The 14,157-nt window shown below is 75.3% G+C and carries 17 protein-coding genes and 2 pseudogenes; 8 read left to right on the forward strand and 11 right to left on the reverse strand.

Features of this window, described 5'->3' with window-relative positions:
• Positions 1–29 precede the first annotated feature (29 nt).
• Entirely contained in the window at positions 30–1,571 is a 1,542-nt protein-coding gene (locus ACRYR8_RS14645; protein ID WP_432485273.1) for a helix-turn-helix domain-containing protein, read from the forward strand.
• On the opposite strand, the gene ACRYR8_RS14650 is transcribed toward ACRYR8_RS14645, so the two are convergent.
• The 4 genes from ACRYR8_RS14650 to uraD all read right to left on the reverse strand — a co-directional run bounded on the left by ACRYR8_RS14650 (position 1,565) and on the right by uraD (position 3,859).
• Entirely contained in the window at positions 1,565–2,044 is a 480-nt protein-coding gene (locus ACRYR8_RS14650; protein WP_432485305.1) for a nucleoside deaminase, read from the reverse strand. The genes ACRYR8_RS14645 and ACRYR8_RS14650 overlap by 7 nt on opposite strands.
• 74 nt (positions 2,045–2,118) lie before the next feature.
• The gene (gene pucL, locus ACRYR8_RS14655; RefSeq protein ID WP_432485275.1) at positions 2,119–3,018 is read right to left on the reverse strand and encodes a factor-independent urate hydroxylase; all 900 of its coding nucleotides are present in this window, start codon (positions 3,016–3,018) and stop codon (positions 2,119–2,121) included.
• Positions 3,019–3,020: 2 nt separating this feature from the next.
• A complete protein-coding gene (uraH, locus tag ACRYR8_RS14660) occupies positions 3,021–3,338 on the reverse strand; it encodes a hydroxyisourate hydrolase (RefSeq protein WP_432485277.1) in 318 nt (105 codons plus the stop codon).
• Positions 3,335–3,859, reverse strand: a complete 525-nt coding sequence (uraD, locus tag ACRYR8_RS14665) for a 2-oxo-4-hydroxy-4-carboxy-5-ureidoimidazoline decarboxylase (RefSeq protein WP_432485279.1) — start codon at positions 3,857–3,859, stop codon at positions 3,335–3,337. The genes uraH and uraD overlap by 4 nt, the downstream gene beginning before the upstream one ends.
• Before the next feature lie 230 nt (positions 3,860–4,089).
• Here uraD and ACRYR8_RS14670 point away from each other — a divergent pair, with 230 nt between their 5' ends.
• Positions 4,090–4,710: a nucleotidyltransferase family protein gene (locus ACRYR8_RS14670; protein WP_432485307.1), complete on the forward strand. Its 621-nt coding sequence runs from the start codon at positions 4,090–4,092 to the stop codon at positions 4,708–4,710.
• Positions 4,711–5,589: 879 nt separating this feature from the next.
• Here the strand turns inward: ACRYR8_RS14670 and ACRYR8_RS14675 are convergent.
• Both ACRYR8_RS14675 and ACRYR8_RS14680 read right to left on the reverse strand, forming a co-directional pair.
• A complete protein-coding gene (locus ACRYR8_RS14675) occupies positions 5,590–5,736 on the reverse strand; it encodes a hypothetical protein (protein ID WP_432485281.1) in 147 nt (48 codons plus the stop codon).
• Positions 5,700–6,209: pseudogene (locus ACRYR8_RS14680) on the reverse strand (GNAT family N-acetyltransferase); the annotation flags it as partial. The pseudogene ACRYR8_RS14680 and the gene ACRYR8_RS14675, both read right to left, overlap by 37 nt.
• Positions 6,210–6,229: 20 nt before the next feature.
• Between ACRYR8_RS14680 and ACRYR8_RS14685 the strand changes: the two are divergent.
• The gene (locus ACRYR8_RS14685) at positions 6,230–6,766 is read left to right on the forward strand and encodes a GNAT family N-acetyltransferase (protein ID WP_432485283.1); all 537 of its coding nucleotides are present in this window, start codon (positions 6,230–6,232) and stop codon (positions 6,764–6,766) included.
• Positions 6,763–7,251 carry a GNAT family N-acetyltransferase gene (locus tag ACRYR8_RS14690; RefSeq protein WP_432485285.1) on the forward strand — a complete coding sequence of 163 codons (489 nt, stop codon included), beginning with the start codon at positions 6,763–6,765 and terminating at the stop codon, positions 7,249–7,251. Before ACRYR8_RS14685 ends, ACRYR8_RS14690 begins: the two co-directional genes overlap by 4 nt.
• Before the next feature lie 1,228 nt (positions 7,252–8,479).
• Here ACRYR8_RS14690 and ACRYR8_RS14695 read toward each other — a convergent pair.
• Together ACRYR8_RS14695 and ACRYR8_RS14700 are read right to left on the reverse strand one after the other, a co-directional pair.
• The gene (locus ACRYR8_RS14695) at positions 8,480–9,400 is read right to left on the reverse strand and encodes a hypothetical protein (protein WP_432485287.1); all 921 of its coding nucleotides are present in this window, start codon (positions 9,398–9,400) and stop codon (positions 8,480–8,482) included.
• 88 nt (positions 9,401–9,488) lie between these two features.
• Complete coding sequence (locus ACRYR8_RS14700) at positions 9,489–9,974, reverse strand: carboxypeptidase regulatory-like domain-containing protein (protein ID WP_432485289.1); 486 nt, start codon at positions 9,972–9,974, stop codon at positions 9,489–9,491.
• A 188-nt stretch (positions 9,975–10,162) separates the two neighbouring features.
• On the opposite strand from ACRYR8_RS14700, the gene ACRYR8_RS14705 reads away from it, so the two are divergent.
• Positions 10,163–10,702 (forward strand): hypothetical protein, encoded by a 540-nt coding sequence (locus tag ACRYR8_RS14705; RefSeq protein WP_432485291.1) that lies wholly within the window; start codon positions 10,163–10,165, stop codon positions 10,700–10,702.
• A gap of 251 nt (positions 10,703–10,953) precedes the next feature.
• Here ACRYR8_RS14705 and ACRYR8_RS14710 read toward each other — a convergent pair whose 3' ends face one another.
• Positions 10,954–11,430 (reverse strand): exo-rhamnogalacturonan lyase family protein, encoded by a 477-nt coding sequence (locus ACRYR8_RS14710; RefSeq protein WP_432485293.1) that lies wholly within the window; start codon positions 11,428–11,430, stop codon positions 10,954–10,956.
• 218 nt (positions 11,431–11,648) lie between these two features.
• Here ACRYR8_RS14710 and ACRYR8_RS14715 point away from each other — a divergent pair.
• Positions 11,649–12,447 (forward strand): annotated as a pseudogene (locus tag ACRYR8_RS14715) (transposase family protein).
• Positions 12,448–12,505: 58 nt separating this feature from the next.
• On the opposite strand, the gene ACRYR8_RS14720 reads toward ACRYR8_RS14715, so the two are convergent.
• Complete coding sequence (locus ACRYR8_RS14720; protein ID WP_432485295.1) at positions 12,506–12,826, reverse strand: immunity protein CdiI family protein; 321 nt, start codon at positions 12,824–12,826, stop codon at positions 12,506–12,508.
• 153 nt (positions 12,827–12,979) lie between these two features.
• On the opposite strand from ACRYR8_RS14720, the gene ACRYR8_RS14725 reads away from it, so the two are divergent.
• Positions 12,980–13,252, forward strand: a complete 273-nt coding sequence (locus tag ACRYR8_RS14725; protein ID WP_432485297.1) for a helix-turn-helix domain-containing protein — start codon at positions 12,980–12,982, stop codon at positions 13,250–13,252.
• 5 nt (positions 13,253–13,257) lie between these two features.
• Positions 13,258–13,941 (forward strand): Clp protease N-terminal domain-containing protein, encoded by a 684-nt coding sequence (locus ACRYR8_RS14730; RefSeq protein ID WP_432485299.1) that lies wholly within the window; start codon positions 13,258–13,260, stop codon positions 13,939–13,941.
• A gap of 61 nt (positions 13,942–14,002) precedes the next feature.
• Here the strand turns inward: ACRYR8_RS14730 and ACRYR8_RS14735 are convergent, their stop codons facing one another.
• Positions 14,003–14,155, reverse strand: coding sequence for an integrase core domain-containing protein (locus tag ACRYR8_RS14735; protein ID WP_432485309.1), 153 nt, complete (start codon positions 14,153–14,155; stop codon positions 14,003–14,005).
• Positions 14,156–14,157 lie beyond the last annotated feature (2 nt).

The following is a 14,157-nucleotide window of genomic DNA, read 5'->3' on the forward strand; positions in this document are numbered from 1 at the left end:
GAGCCCTTCTCGAGACGGTGGGGGTGCGCGTGCGGGTGCACGACCTGCTGCCCGGGCGCGGCGGTGCTCACGGCAGCCCGGGAGACGGCGGCGAGGAGGCGGGCGCGGCGCCCGGCGCGATCCCCGGGCTGCGGGTGCTCGGCGGTGAGCCGGCCGCGCTGCAGCGCCCCGTCACCGGGACCAGCACCGTGGACCTGCTCGATCCCGGGCGGTACGTGGGCGTGGCGCACCTGGTCCTCACCGGTCTGGCGTGGCGCCGCGAGGCCGCCGACAGCGAGCGGTTCGTCGCCGCCGTCGCCGACGCCGGCGCCAGCGCCCTCGCCGTGGGCGAGGGCCTGCTCGGAGAGGTTCCCGCAGACGTCGTGCAGGCCGCGCACCGGCACGGGCTGCCGCTGTTCGCGGTGCCCGCCGACCTGCCCTTCCACGAGGTCAGCGCGTACGTCGCCGCCGCCACCGCACCCGGCGCGGGCACCGGCGCTCGTCCCGCCGGCCACGACGGCGCCGTGCAACGACTGCTGCGCGGCCTCGCCGAGGGCCGCCCCCTCGCCGAGCAGGCCGGTGACGTCGCCGCGCACCTCGGCTCGCCCGTGCGGGTGCTGTCGGCCACCGGCCGGCAGGTGGTGCCCGGACCGGTGGCGCTGAGCGAGGACGAGACCGACGACGTCGTGCTGCGCGCGGCGCGCGCGGACGCGCACGGCGGCGGCCCGGCACCGGTGCGGTCGGCCGTCGGGGCGCTGCAGGTGCGCGCCGTGGCGGCCGAGGACCCCGCCGAGCGCTGGTGGGTGCTCGCCGACGCCGGTGCGCCCGCGGGGGCGGCAGCGCTCTTCGACGCGCTCGCCGGCGCGGTCGCCGTGCACCGCCGCACCGCCGCGGCACCACCGGCCCCGCACGGGCGTGTCGTGGTGGTCCTGGTCGACGGGGCCTGCTCGGCCCGGGCCCTGGCCGACGCCCTGGCCGACGTGCCGCACCGGCTGCAGGTCACCTCCGGCGGGGCCACCGCGGTGGCCGAGGCCCGCCCCGACCTGGTGGCGCTGCTGCGCCGGCGCCTGGCACGCCTGCAGCCGTCCCTCGGCTCGCGCCGCCTGCTCGCCGGCGCGAGCCGAGCCGGGGAGGGCGGCGAGGAGGCGGTGGCCGGCGCGCGGCGCGCACTGGCCGCCGCACGTGCCGCCACGGGCCGCGTCGTCGTCCTGGAGGACACCGACACCGGCACCGTCCTGGACCTGCTGCGCACCGTCCCGGCACGCGAGCGCACGGCGTTCGCGCGCACCGTGCTCGGGCCGGTGCTCGCCGACGCCGAACTGCTCGGCACGCTGCGCACCCACCTGCGCCACGGCTGCTCGCCCACCCGCACCGCGCACGCGCTGCACGTGCACCAGAACACCGTGCGCTACCGGGTGGGGCGCCTGGAGGAGCTGCTCGGCCGGGACCTGCGCGATGTCGCCGACCTCGCGGACGTGCACGTCGCGCTGCGGCTGCACGACGACCTGCACGACGACCTGCACGACGACCTGCACGACGACCTGCACGAGGCTCCCGGTGACCCCGGTGGGCACGGCGGGGCCGCTCAGTAGGCGACGCGCGCAGCGCTGGTCAGCCACGCGTCGAACGGCTCCGCGGCGGCCGGCACCCGCTGCTGGAGCACGGGTGTGGACCACAGCGCCCGGTCGCTGGAGAACAGCTCGTAGAACGCGCGGTCGTCGAAGCCCCCGCGGGCGGCGTCGTCGCGGTCCGCGGCGTACACGACGCGTTCCACCCGCGCCCACAGCGACGACGCCAGGCACATCGGGCACGGCTCGCAGCTGGAGTACAGCGTGCTGCCGGGCAGGGAGAACGTGCCGGCACGCCGGCACGCGGCGCGGATGGCCTGCACCTCCGCGTGCGCGGTCGGGTCGTTGTCGCGGGTGACCCGGTTCTGGCCCGTCGCCAGCAGTTCCCCGCCGCGCACGAGGACAGCACCGAACGGCCCGCCACCCTCCGCGACGTTCTTCGTCGCCAACTCCACGGCACGGTCCAGGAAGTACCCGTCGACACCGGCCACGCTCACGCCTCCGCTCACGTCCACGCCTGCCTCCACTCCCACGTCCGCCTCCACGACCACGTCCCCGCCCGCCCCTGCGTTCACGCCCACGCCTCCGGCGCCGCGGGGCAGGCGTCGTTCGCGACGACGGCCTGGATCAGCCCGTAGGGGCGGTCGTCGGCGTGGAACACCTCACCGTCGTTCTGCACGCCGAAGCGCGCCAGGTCGTAGTCGAAGTGGTGCTTGTTCGGCGCCAGCAGGCGGATCTCCACCGCGTCGGGAACCCGCTCGAGCGCCGCCCTGCCCATGTGCCAGAGGGTCTGCTGCAACGCCAGGGAGTGCAGCGTCGCGAACTGCTCGAGCACGGCCTGCCGGATCTGCGCGTACGCGGCGTCGAAGTCGAAACCGTCCGCGAGGGCTGCTGCGCCGTAGCGCCACGTCGCCACCAGGGACGTCGCCATGACTCGGTCGTCGGTCTCGCGCAGGGTCGTGTACTCGTCCTCGAGGAAGCCCTTGAACTGCGAGCCGGTGGACTTCAGCAGCGTCAGCTCCTTCAGACCTGCGAGCACGTGGGCGACCTGCTGCTCGCCCTCGCCGCTGACGGTGACGGCGGTGGTGCGGACCTCGCTGCCGGAACGCACCCACGTGTGGTCGTGGCCGGTTCCGCCGACCTGCGCCCGCGTCCACGGGTACGCGTCGACGTCGACGCGGGCGCCGGTGACGGGAGCGACGTCGTCGACGAAGTGGCGCGCCAGCTCGAGCGCGTACCCCTCGATGCTGGCGACGCCCTTCTGCTTGGCGTACGCGTACACGGTGTTCTTCTGCGTGTCCGTCGGCAGCACCTTGGACTGGTCGCCGGTGAGGTAGGCGTCGGCGAAGTCGCCGCGCAGCGTCGTGGTGACGTTGAGGTCCACGATCTCGTGGCGCGCGCAGTCCCGCTGGACGCGGACGACCCTGTTCTCGGCCTTGCCGTACTGGTGGCCCGCCAGGACGATCGACACGGTCAGCTCCCGCGGTAGGTGGAGTAGGCGAACGGGGACAGCAGCAGCGGCACGTGCAGGTGCGCCTGCACGGCCACGGTGAAGGCGACGACGACCTCCGGGTGGAACGTCTCGCGGCCCGCGGTGGCGGACCACTCCCCCGTGGCGAACGTCAGGCGGTGCACGCCGGGGGCGAGGTCGCCCGTCAGGCGGGCGCGCCCGTCGTCATCGGTCGTGCCGCTCGCCAGCACCTCGCCGCCGGGACCGGTGAGGATCAGGCCCACCCCCGTCGCCGGTGTCCCGGTGACGGCGTCGAGGACGTGGGTGGAGAGGCTGGTCACGACGCGTTCCCGGTGGCCTCAGCCACGGCGCGCTGCAGGCGCAGGCGTGTGATCGCGGCCAGTTCCCGGCGCAGCACGGCGCGCTCGGTGGCCGGGTCGTTGCTCAGGCGGGAGCGCAGCACGGCGAGCAGCTCGCCGGCGCTGCGCCCGGACGCGCACACCAGGTACACGTGACCGAAACGGGCCTCGTACTCGCGGTTGCCCTGCGCGAGGGCGTCGAGCACGGCGGGGTCGGCCGCCAGCGCAGTCGCCTGCTCGCGGCGGGAGGCGACGTTCGCGGGACGCTCCCCGATGCGGGGGTGGGCGGCCAGAGCAGCGTCCACGTCCGTTTCGCAGGTGACGGCCAGTTCGCTCTCCGCCGCCTCCAGCAGCGCATCCGGCGTGCCGAACGGGCGGAGCGCCGACACGGCGGACGCCCACGCGGGAGCGTGGCAGCAGGACAGCAGGAGGGCGTGGAACTCCCGGTCGTCCAGGGCGTCCAGCGCAGCGATCCCCGCGACCCTCTCCTCGGTGCTGTCCACCTGCGATCCTCCTCCTCGGTGCTGGGCGGCCCAGTGTTCCCGCTCCCGGCGCGGGTGCGCAGCCGCCGGTGCTCCAGCATTCTGGGGCCGTCGGCGCTCGTCGCTGGTCGGAACCTCCAAAGGGCACCGGAGCCGGAACACGACCGAAACACCCCGGAAACACAGCGGATCGTGCCGCCGCGACGAGAGCCGGGGTGTGGTGGGATCGGCACGTGCAGGCCGTGGGGGTGGTGCTCGCCGCAGGTGCGGGAACCCGCGTGGGAGCGCCCAAGGCGCTGCTGCGCACGGCCGAGGGCACCAGCTGGGCGGCGCGTACGGCGCAGGTGCTGCACGCGGGAGGGTGCGCAGCGGTCGCCGTCACCGTCGGCGCCGCCGCCGGGGAGGTGCGCGCCGGCCTGCCGGCTCACGTGGACGTCCTGACGGTGCCCGACTGGCGCCGCGGCCCGGGCACGGGCGTGCTCGCCGCGCTGCGGTACGCGCGGGCGGCCGGCGCGCAGGCTCTGCTGCTGATGCTGGTGGACCTGCCGGACGTGGGTGCGGACGACGTGCGGGCGGTGCTGGCGGTCGGCGCGGAGCAGCCCTCCGCAGCCCTGGTGCGCGCCGGGTGGCAGGGGCGCGGGGGGCACCCCGTGCTCTTGGGGCGACGGCACTGGGCACGGGCGGCGGAGGTCGCCGCCTCCGGGGCGGGGCTGCGTGAACTGCTGCTGCACCCCGGCTGCCGAGAGGTCGAAGTGGCCGGAGCGGTGCGGGACGTCGACGTCCCGGACGCGCTGCCGCCCGGAACTCACCTCCCGCAGCGCGGAGGGGTCGCAGGAGGCGGAACGGACGGCGGAACGGGCAGCGGATGCTGATCCGTTCCGCGGCCTGCACCCGCCCCGGACGTGCTGGTCGCCGTCGGCCCGGCCGCGGACGCCCCGGTCGCCGGGCGGCGACACGAACTCGTTCGACGATCCCGCCGGAGGGTTCCCCTCGACGTCACGACGCAGGACAGCGCGCCCGGCCCGGAACCCGGCGCGCGGCTGCACGGTCACCAGCTCCCTGGCCGGCAGGGACCGAGTCGGCGACCTGGACAGCTGCATCAGCGGGCGCGGGCCCCCGACCACCTCAGCCGCTGGTGCCCCGTCCCTCCCGCCGCGTCGCGAGCAGGGCATCTTCGACGAGCTGCGCGGCGTCACCGGAGGGCGGCGGTGATCCCAAGGGCTACCCCGCGCAGGAACGCGGCACGACCGAGACCGGGCGTCGGCGTGGCGCCGGGCGGGAGCTCGGTCATGTGGTCGAAGTGCCCTGCGTGCTCGTGCAGACGAACACCCACCGGGCCTGGCGCTGACCTGAGGATCTCGGTGCCGGCGGGCGGTGTGACGACGTCCTTCCCACCGACGAACACGCTCGCCGGAACCCGTACCTGCGACAGTGCTCGCGGCGCCTGGAACCATCCGACTGCGGGCGCGAGCAGCACCAAGCGCCGCACAACCGCCGACGGGGTGCCCGATGGCGATCACCGGCAGATCGGCGTACCTGCAGTGGGCGAGAGCGGCCTTCAGCGTCTGCACACGCTCCAGCAGTCGATCGGCGATCACGGCACGCGGGTCGAGCTTCTCGTTCCCGGGTGCCAGCACCGTGGACCCGTTCAGCACGAGAGCCTCGAGCAGCGTCCGGTAGCGGCCCGGGTGGGAACTTCCTCGCCGACTGCCCGGCACGTGCGCCGACGGGGTGTGCTTCGGCCGCTGCCGTCACGGAGCGCGCCGCCCGACCCGCGAGCGGAAACCGTCCGAGCCCGCGTCGACCAGGTTCCCGGTGCACACCGGGCTGGCGATCCACTCGCGCAGCAGCTCCTGCGAGCTCAGCGCGGGCCGGCAGCGCTCGACGAGCTGGCACACGTCGGGAGCCTGCTGCACCTGGAGCACGCACCCGGACCGTCCGCCCCGGTCAGCTGCTCCCACCGGTCCACCGCGTGGGCGAAGGTGACCCGCTCCGGCGACCGGGCGACCTCGACGAAACCCAGCTTGCCCAGCACCGCGATCGAGGCGGCGTTCGCCGGAACGACGACGGCGGTGGTGCGGCGCAACCCGAAGGAGTCGATCCCGGCCTCCAGCACCGTGCGGGCCGCCTCGGTGGCCAGCCCACGTCCCCAGCGGTCGCGACGCAGCGCGTGGCCGAGCACCGCCTCGTCATCGCTCTGCCGCAGCAGCATCACCTCCCCGACCACCGTGCCGCTCCGGCGCCCCTGCACGGCCACGACGATCGCCTCACCCGTCGAAGCCGTAGTCCGCTGACCGATGCGGTGCGTCAGCGCATCGGACGTCTGCGCCCGCGTGCGCGTTGGCCACGGCGTGTGCCGGGTGACCTCCTCGTCACCGTGGAAGGTGCCGCGTGCCCTTCCCCGTCCGCGCCTGGGAACCCGTCGACGCCGCGGCCACTCCGGAGGTGTTCCGGCGCAGCGTGCACGTCACCGCGGCCGCGGACCACTCCCCCGACCAGCGAGCCGACTGGGTTCCCGACGACGTCGACGTGCAGGAGTGGGGACGAGCCCGGGCCCCCGCCGGCACCCGCACCGCCGTCCACGACGGCACCACTGCCGGGTTCACCGACCTCTCCCCACGGGGTCACATCGGCATGTTCCACGTCCATCCCGACCACGGACGCCGAGGGGTCGGTGCGGCCCTGCTGGCCGACGTCCTGCGCGAGGCCGCGGCCCGCGGCCTGCAGCAGCTCACCGTGGACGCCGGCCCCGCCGCCCGGCCGTTCTCCGAGCGGGCGGGTTTCACGGTCGTGCGTTGGCAGCGCGTGCAGCGTGGTGGGCGGGAGTTCACGAACGTGGCGATGCGGCTGCTCCTCGCGGCCGGCGGTGGCCGGAAGGACCAGCGCAGCCGCACGGAGGAGGAGCGTGCATGTGCCGGCCGGCGGTGACGATCCTCCCCGTCACCCCCAGGAAGCTGGAGGCGCTGGAGAACGACCGCGCCGCGCTCGCGGCGGTGCTGGGCGGTCCCGTGCCGGAGGGGTGGCCGATGTTCCCCGAGGCGGTCACCTTCACCCGTCGGCACCTGCAGCAGCACCCCGAGCAGGCCGGGTGGTGGATGCACTTCTTCCTGCACCCGGGCACGAGGGTGCTCATCGGCTCCGGCGGCTGCGCCGGTCCACCCCGCGAGGGCACCGTGGAGATCGGTTACGAGATCGCCCCCGCCTTCCGCGGCCGCCACCTCGGCACCGCGGCCGGCGCGGCGCTCGTCGAGCACGCGCGCGCCTGCGCCGAGGTGGAGACCGTCATCGCCCACACGATGGCCGAGCACAACGCCTCCACCCACGTGCTGGTCACCCTCGGCTTCTCGCGCGCCGAGGAGGTGAGCGACCCCGATGCGGGAACGCTCTGGCGCTGGCGCCTGCATCTGCGGTGAACGGACAGGAAGAGGTGAGGTCGTGGCAGTGCGAGCGCAGCGCAGCAGTGCGCCGAGAGCGGACGAGCGGGGAACGGCCGGACAGCGGGCCACGCGGGGCGGCGCTCGACGCGCCGGGAAGCCCGTGCGCTTGCGCCCGCCCTTGCCCTTGCCCTTGCCCTTGGTGCAAGGGAGGCAGCGTCCGAGGAGAGCGACGTGATCGCCATCGTGCTGTCCACCGTGCTGTGGGGGACGACGGGAACGGCGGCCACGCTGCTCCCGGGCACGGTCAGCCCGCTGGCCACCGGGGCGGCCACCGCGGCGATCGACGGGCTGCTGCTGGCCGCGAGCGCGTCGCGCGCCTCCCGGGCGGTGGCTGGCCGCCGGGGCGGTGTGCGTGGCCGTCTACCCGCTGGCCTTCTACACCGCGATGTCCCTCGCCGGCGTGGCCGTCGGCGACGTCGTCTCCCTGGGCACGGCACCCCGTCTTCGCGGCGCTGCTCGAACGCTTCGTCGACCCGCCTCCGTCCCGGAACCGGCTGCAGCCGAGGTGGCTGGTCGCGGCGGGCACCGCCGTGCTCGGGGTGGCGATCCTCGCCCTCCTCGGCCACGAGGGCAGCGCTGCGCCGAGCAGCGGCGAGACCACCGCCGGCGGCGAGCGGGGAACCGGCGAGCAGCGCGCTGACGAGCCTCACCCGCTCGTCCCGCTGCAGGCGCGATCACAGGCTCCTCGCGGTGTCGGGACACGTCGATGTGCGCCCTGCGACCACGGACCGCCGCTGTCACGCCCTGCAGCACCCCGGGACCTCGCAACCGCGCACCGTGGCGCCGACGCGGCCGCCGTCCGCCCCTTCCGCCTGCTCACCGCGGGCGATCGCCAGGTCCCCACAGCACCACGACCGGGTCCTTCCCACCCCAGACGCCCACCCGGTGCCCCACCTCGTCGTCGACGAGCACGTGCACCCGCGCGGGCGATCCGTGCTGCTGCGTGCGGTACGTCCCCGGGGTGGCCCCTGCCGGGCCGCACAGCGAACCCACCTGCGCCTGCGGGATCGAGTGCTCACCACCGGAGGCAGCGATCCACGACGAGGACCACCAGCGACGTCACCACCTGCCTGGTCGGCAGGCTCCTCCCGGTCGTAGCCACCCGCCGACGGTCCCCGCGCTGTCCGCCCGCCCACCTGTTCCGGCGACTCGGGCTGCAGCGCCGGCAGCGGCGGTGGGTGCGGCGGAGTCGTCCGGGGCGCGTTCACCCCGACCCCCCGGGCCGCCGGGGCGCTCCCCGACCGTCGGCCAGCGCCACCGCGCGCTCGCCGGCGCCCAGGCGGCGCAGCTGGGCCAGCAGCACAGCCTCCGCCGCCTCCTGCGCGCCCCCCTCGTCCCGGGCGCGTTGCGCCGCGGCGACGCTCGCACGAGCGGCGGACGGTGCGGCGGGCACCTCGAGGCGACGCACGGCGCGGCCGCTGGCCTCCAGCAGCCCCAGCACTTCCGGGGTGGTCAGCTGAGGCAGGCACCCGGCGGGACCGTCCAGGACGAGGCACCCCACCACCGCCGAGACCGGGCCGGCGTCGTCGACGAGGGGCACCGCGACCACCGTGCCGTACTTGCCGCGCAGGCGGCGGTGCTCGGCGAAGGTCAGGCCCTGCCGGGCTTCGGCGGGCAGGCGCTGCCACCCGGCGGCGTCGACGTCGCCCAGGGCCGCGTCGGCGGCGGCCACGTCGACGGCCACCACCTCCCCCTCGGCCACGCACCGCCCGAGGACCCCCTTGCCCGGTGCCCAGGTGGTCCCGGAGGCGGCGGGGCGGCGCCCGGCGCGGACGCGGTGCAGGCGCAGCAGGCGGGCCGGCCGGCCGGGCCAGACGGGCCGGTGCAGGCGGTGCACGGCCACGGCGAGCTCGCGCGGGTCCAGGCCGGTGGCGTCCACGACGCCCCACAGCACCGCGTGCAGGAGGTCGTCCAGGACGTCGCGGTGCGCGGCCCGGCGAGCGGCGCGCCAGCGGCCCACGGCCTGCGCCGCGGTGGAGACGACCGCCAGGACGGCGGTCAGCACGACCAGGACGCCGACCACCCCGGGGGTGGTGTCCCACAGCCCGGCGCGCTGCAGCCCCAGCAGCGCCCCGACGACCGCGGCCAGCACCGCCAGGCCGACGTCCACGACCAGCCGCCGCACGAACCCCTCCCGTCACGCGTCCCGTCCCCGGCGGCGCCACCCTAGGCGGAGCCGCGGACACGTCTCCCGGCGCGACGGGGCGCCGACCTCAGCGGACTGGCGGCCGCCCCACGGCCCTCCCGGTGCCCAGCTCGACGTCGACGCGCACCTCGCCGCCCTCGTCGACGTGGACGCCCGTGGCGACGGGGGCGTGCCCGGCCGCGGTGAGCGTGTAGCCGCCCGCGGTGAGGTCGTCGAACACGAAGGTCCCGTCCCCGCCGGTGACGGCCGTGCCCACGACGGCGCCGGTGGTGTCGGTGAGCGTGAGCAGCGCCTCCGGCACGGGCCGGCCGTCGCCGGTCACGACCGTGCCGGTCAGCTGGCCGCCGGTGCTCAGCAGCACGTCGTGGGTCAGCGCCGCGCCGTCGGGCAGCTGCAGGTTCTGGGCCACCGGCCGGTGCGACTCGCTGAGCACGCTCAGCACGTGGTCCCCGCCGGGCAGGTCGAGGAAGCGGTAGAACCCGTCCTGGCCGCTGCGGGTGGTGCCCAGGACCTCGCCGCGCACGTCCAGCAGGGTCAGCACCGCTCCGCCCACCGGGCTCGCCGGGTCGCCCGTGCCCGCGGTGCCCCGGTCGGTGCCGGGCCTTGGCGCCCGCGCTTGACCTCCCCGCTCCCGGCGCACGTCGGTTCCCCTCGTTCGGCCTCTCCCACCCGCGATAACGGGAAGTTCCTCGAACTCGCGTGCCGGTGGCGCCGTTGCCCGCGCCCGGGCAGGCTGTCGCCGTGCTGGAGACGATCACGGGGGCGACCACGGGGACGATCACGGGGACGAGCGGGGGGCGCCGGGCGGTGCTGGCGCGGGCCGCCGCTCGCGGCGCCCTGGGCGGGCTGGCGGGCGCGGCGGCGATGGCGGCCGGGCAACGCGCCGAGCGCGCCGTCACCGGCCGGCCGGCCTCCTACGTGCCGGGGCGGACCCTGCTCACCCTGCTGGGCCGCTCCCCCGGCGACGACGAGCGCCCGGCCGCCGCGACCGCCGCCATGCAGGTCGGCACCTCCGTGGCCCTCGGCGCACTGCGCGGGGTGTGGCGGGCCAGCGGCCTGATCGCGGTGCGCGCCGACGTCGTGCAGACGCTGACCCGCGTGATCGTGGACCAGACGCTGCAGAACGCCACCGGTGCGGGTGCCCCGCCGCGCACCTGGCACCGGGGGGAAGGTGTCGTCGAGGTCGCGCACGCGGCCGTCGCGGCGGTGGCCACCGGCCTGGTCGTGGAACGGCTCGTCGAACCGGTGCTGGAGTCGCGGCGGGGCACCGTCAGCCACTGATCGGCGAGCGGGCCCCGGTCGATCGCGCCACCGGCGAGCGCCAGGCGCTGGAGGACCGCCAGGCCGCACTGCGCGCTCGCGCTGGAGCCGAGGTCGGCCTCGTCGACGGTCAGGGAGCAGCAGGACCGGCGGCCACCGGCGTCGCTGACGGGACCCGCTCGGCGCTGTCGCCCCAGCGCTGGACGCCGTGCGGGTGCCGGGACCGGCGAACCCGCCGAGGTGGTGGACGCCGACCTCCCCGGCGCGACGGGTCACCGCCTCCGCGGAGCGGGAGGCCGTCGCGTCCCGGTCCACGGGTGGCGGCACCAGGGCCAGGAGCCGCTCGACGACTCGGAATCGACCCACGCGCAGCCCCCGACGTCGTGGCTCAAGACGTGGCGCACGCCGTCGCAGCCGTGCACGCCGTCGCAGCCGTGCACGCCGTCGCAGCCGTGCACGCCGTCGCAGCCGTGCACGCCGTCGCAGCCGTGCACGACGTCGCCCCAGCTCCAGAACCCGCACCGCGAGCGCTGGTCGACCTGCTGACGGTGGCGGCGGTGGATCACCCCCAGCGCGTCGAGCTGCTCCTCGCAGGTGCCCCGCCCCACGCCGTCGCAGCAGGAGCGCAGATCCCTGGCAGCCACGCGGAGCGACCACGTCCGCACCGTGGCGGTGGCCTCCCTGCCGGCGGCGCCGGTGATCTCCAGCCCGGTGGGGGTGCAGCTGCCAGGAGTTCCGCCTGGCCGCAACCCCGCTCGTCAGCGGGATGGACAGGCTCAGCGAGTCTTTGTCCGTAACGGCGTCAGCCGCTGCCGCATCCCGAGGTCAGAGGCGTTGGGGCACGTAGGGCCCGGCCGGTCACGATGGGGGCGACCATGCTCAACCGCCATGCCCACCTGGACCCTACGGGCTCTCCCATCGTGCCAGCCCGGACGTCTCCCGCGACCTCGCCCAGGCCGTCGCGGTCCTGCTGTCCGCTCACCGCGCCCGGATCGGAACCCGCCGAGGTCGCAGATCGCTGGGCTGCTTCGCGGAGGCGGTACCGCTGCTGCGGTTCATGCGCCAGCGCGCGGCGGTCGCTGACCTGGGTGGCGACAACGCCGTCGGCCTCAAGACCGCCTACCGCTACTCGCACGAAACCTTCGTCCCCCACTGCGTGGGAGGTGCCCCCAGTCCTCGCCGCCCAGGCACCTGACCTACCTGAGGTCCTTGCCGCGGCGGTGAACCGAGGAACCGAGCCCGTGCTGCTCGATGGAACCGTCATCGACACCGACCGCGTCCACGACCCCGGTGATCAGCGGGATCGCTGGCACTCCGGGAAGCACCGCCACCACGGCGGTCCCGTCCAGGTCGTCACCGATGCCGGCGGGTGGCCGTTGTGGGTCTCACCGGTCGGACCGGGCTGCACCCACGACCTCACCGCAGCACGCATCCACGCCCTGCCGGCGCTCTACGCCGCCGCCCGTGACGGCGTTCCCACGCTGGCCGACGAGGCGTACACCGGCGCTGGAGCCGGCACCCGGGTTCCGGTCCGCCACCCCGGGGGCGGGCAGGCTCTGGATCGCAGCACGCGGGGCTGGAACTCCTACGCGAGCTCCGCCCGCGCGTGCGTCGAGCACGGCATCGCCCACCTGAAGACCCGCTGGCAGGCGCTGCGCCGCGTCAGCCTCTGCCCGTGGCGCATCTCCGCAATCGTCGCCACGGCTCTCGTCCTCGGCCAGGTGGAGAACCCGCTACCGACGAAGCCTCACCGTGCCCAGTCGTGAGCGCACGACCTCACACCCACCCGCTGCAGGACCCTGCGAATCGCGCCACGTCCGGTAGTCAGGCGCCTTGCAGGTCCCCGATGAACTGGACGTCGTAGTCCGCTCCCAGCTCCTGCTGCAGCCGGGGCAGCAGGTCACGGGCCTGGGCGGCCCATGCCTGCAGGCCCTGCTCCCCGGCCTGGGTCTGCGGCGCCTCTTGGGCGCGTTGCAGCAGACGGTCCAAGCCGCGCAGCTCGTCCTCGAGCAGCGGGGACAGCGGGAGGCGATCCAGGTCGAGGTTGCCGATGGCCTGGCGGGTAGGACTGCGGAAGTGCACCGGGTCCCCGCCGAACCCAGGTGCCAACAGCACGGGGATCGGCTTCTCTGTCCAGTCGGTCACGTCTGCACGCTACGTCGCGCCCTTGAGGCTGCGAAACGGAGCGGTCCGTGATCTTCCGGTTTCCGGCGAGAGCGCGATCGGCGCCACGGTCGGATGCTCAGTCCATGTCATATCGGGTTGACAGGTAGGCAGTTGTCAGCTGAAGCTGACATCGTGGACCTGGAACGGGTGGAAGCCGCAGCCGGTGCCGCCGATCCCTGCGACGGGCTGCGCACGGCGCTGGCGCTGCGCCGGCTGGCCGAGCGCCTGGAGGCGCTGCACGTGGCCCGGGCGCGCGAGCAGGGCATGTCGTGGGCGGAGATCGCCGTGGAGTTGCAGGTGACGCGCCAGACGGTCCACAAGAAGCACGGCCGCACGCGCGGGCCGGGGCGCTGGGACACCGGACGGGAGACCGGCCCGGGTGCGGGACGGGACGACGAGAGGTGACGCGGGTGTTGATGTACGACGACTCCTTCGGGGCGGTGATGACCGCCAGTCAGCAGCAGGCCACGCGGCTGGGCGCCGACGCCTACGGCTCCGAGCACGTGCTGCTGGGCCTGCTGAGCGCGGCCGGGCCGCTGACCGAGCAGGTCCGGCGCACCGAACCGGGGCTGGACGCGCAGGTGGTGCGTTCCGCGGTCGAGCGCAGCGCCGACGACGCCGTGCACCTGCAGCGCCTCGGCATCGATGCCGAGCGGCTCCTCGCGCCGGCGAGCGGCGACGCTGCAGATGCAGATGCAGATGCAGATGCAGATGCAGATGCAGATGCAGGTGCGGGCGAGGGTCGGGCGCCCTCCCGGCCGCGCCCGACGCCGCAGAACCGGCACACCCCCGAGTGGCAGCAGGCGCTGAACTCGGCGTCGGTGAAGCTCAACCAGCTGCAGAAGTCCGGCGCGCTACCGCGCCAGCGCAAGATCACGTCGGCGGTGCTGTGGCTGGCGGTGCTGGAACCGGGCACCCGGGCGCACCGGCTGCTGGCCGCGGTGGACGTGGACGCCGAGCGGGTGCGTGCCGCGGTGCTGGGCGCTCTCGCCGGTGCCGGGGCGGTGGTACCGGCCTGGCCCGAGCAGGCGCGGGCGGGACTGCTGACCCGGCTCGTGCTACACGCCTTCAGCCGCGCGAACACCGCTGTCTGAGCCGACTCGCTGCGAGCACTGCTGAAGCGCGGGCTGAAGTGTCACGGCTTCTCTGCCGTCTTCATGTGGGACACGACTCCGGGATGGGGTCGCTGAGGGCAGCGTAGTGGGCGGCCTCAGCCTCCGCTGGTGGGCGGTAGTCCAGCCGGGAGTGCAGCCGGGCATTGTTCCACCACTCCACCCAGGTCGCGGTGGCGTACTCGACGTCGGACAGGG

It is taken from the genome of Kineococcus esterisolvens, from assembly GCF_050871405.1.
In the GTDB taxonomy this organism is placed as follows: domain Bacteria; phylum Actinomycetota; class Actinomycetes; order Actinomycetales; family Kineococcaceae; genus Kineococcus.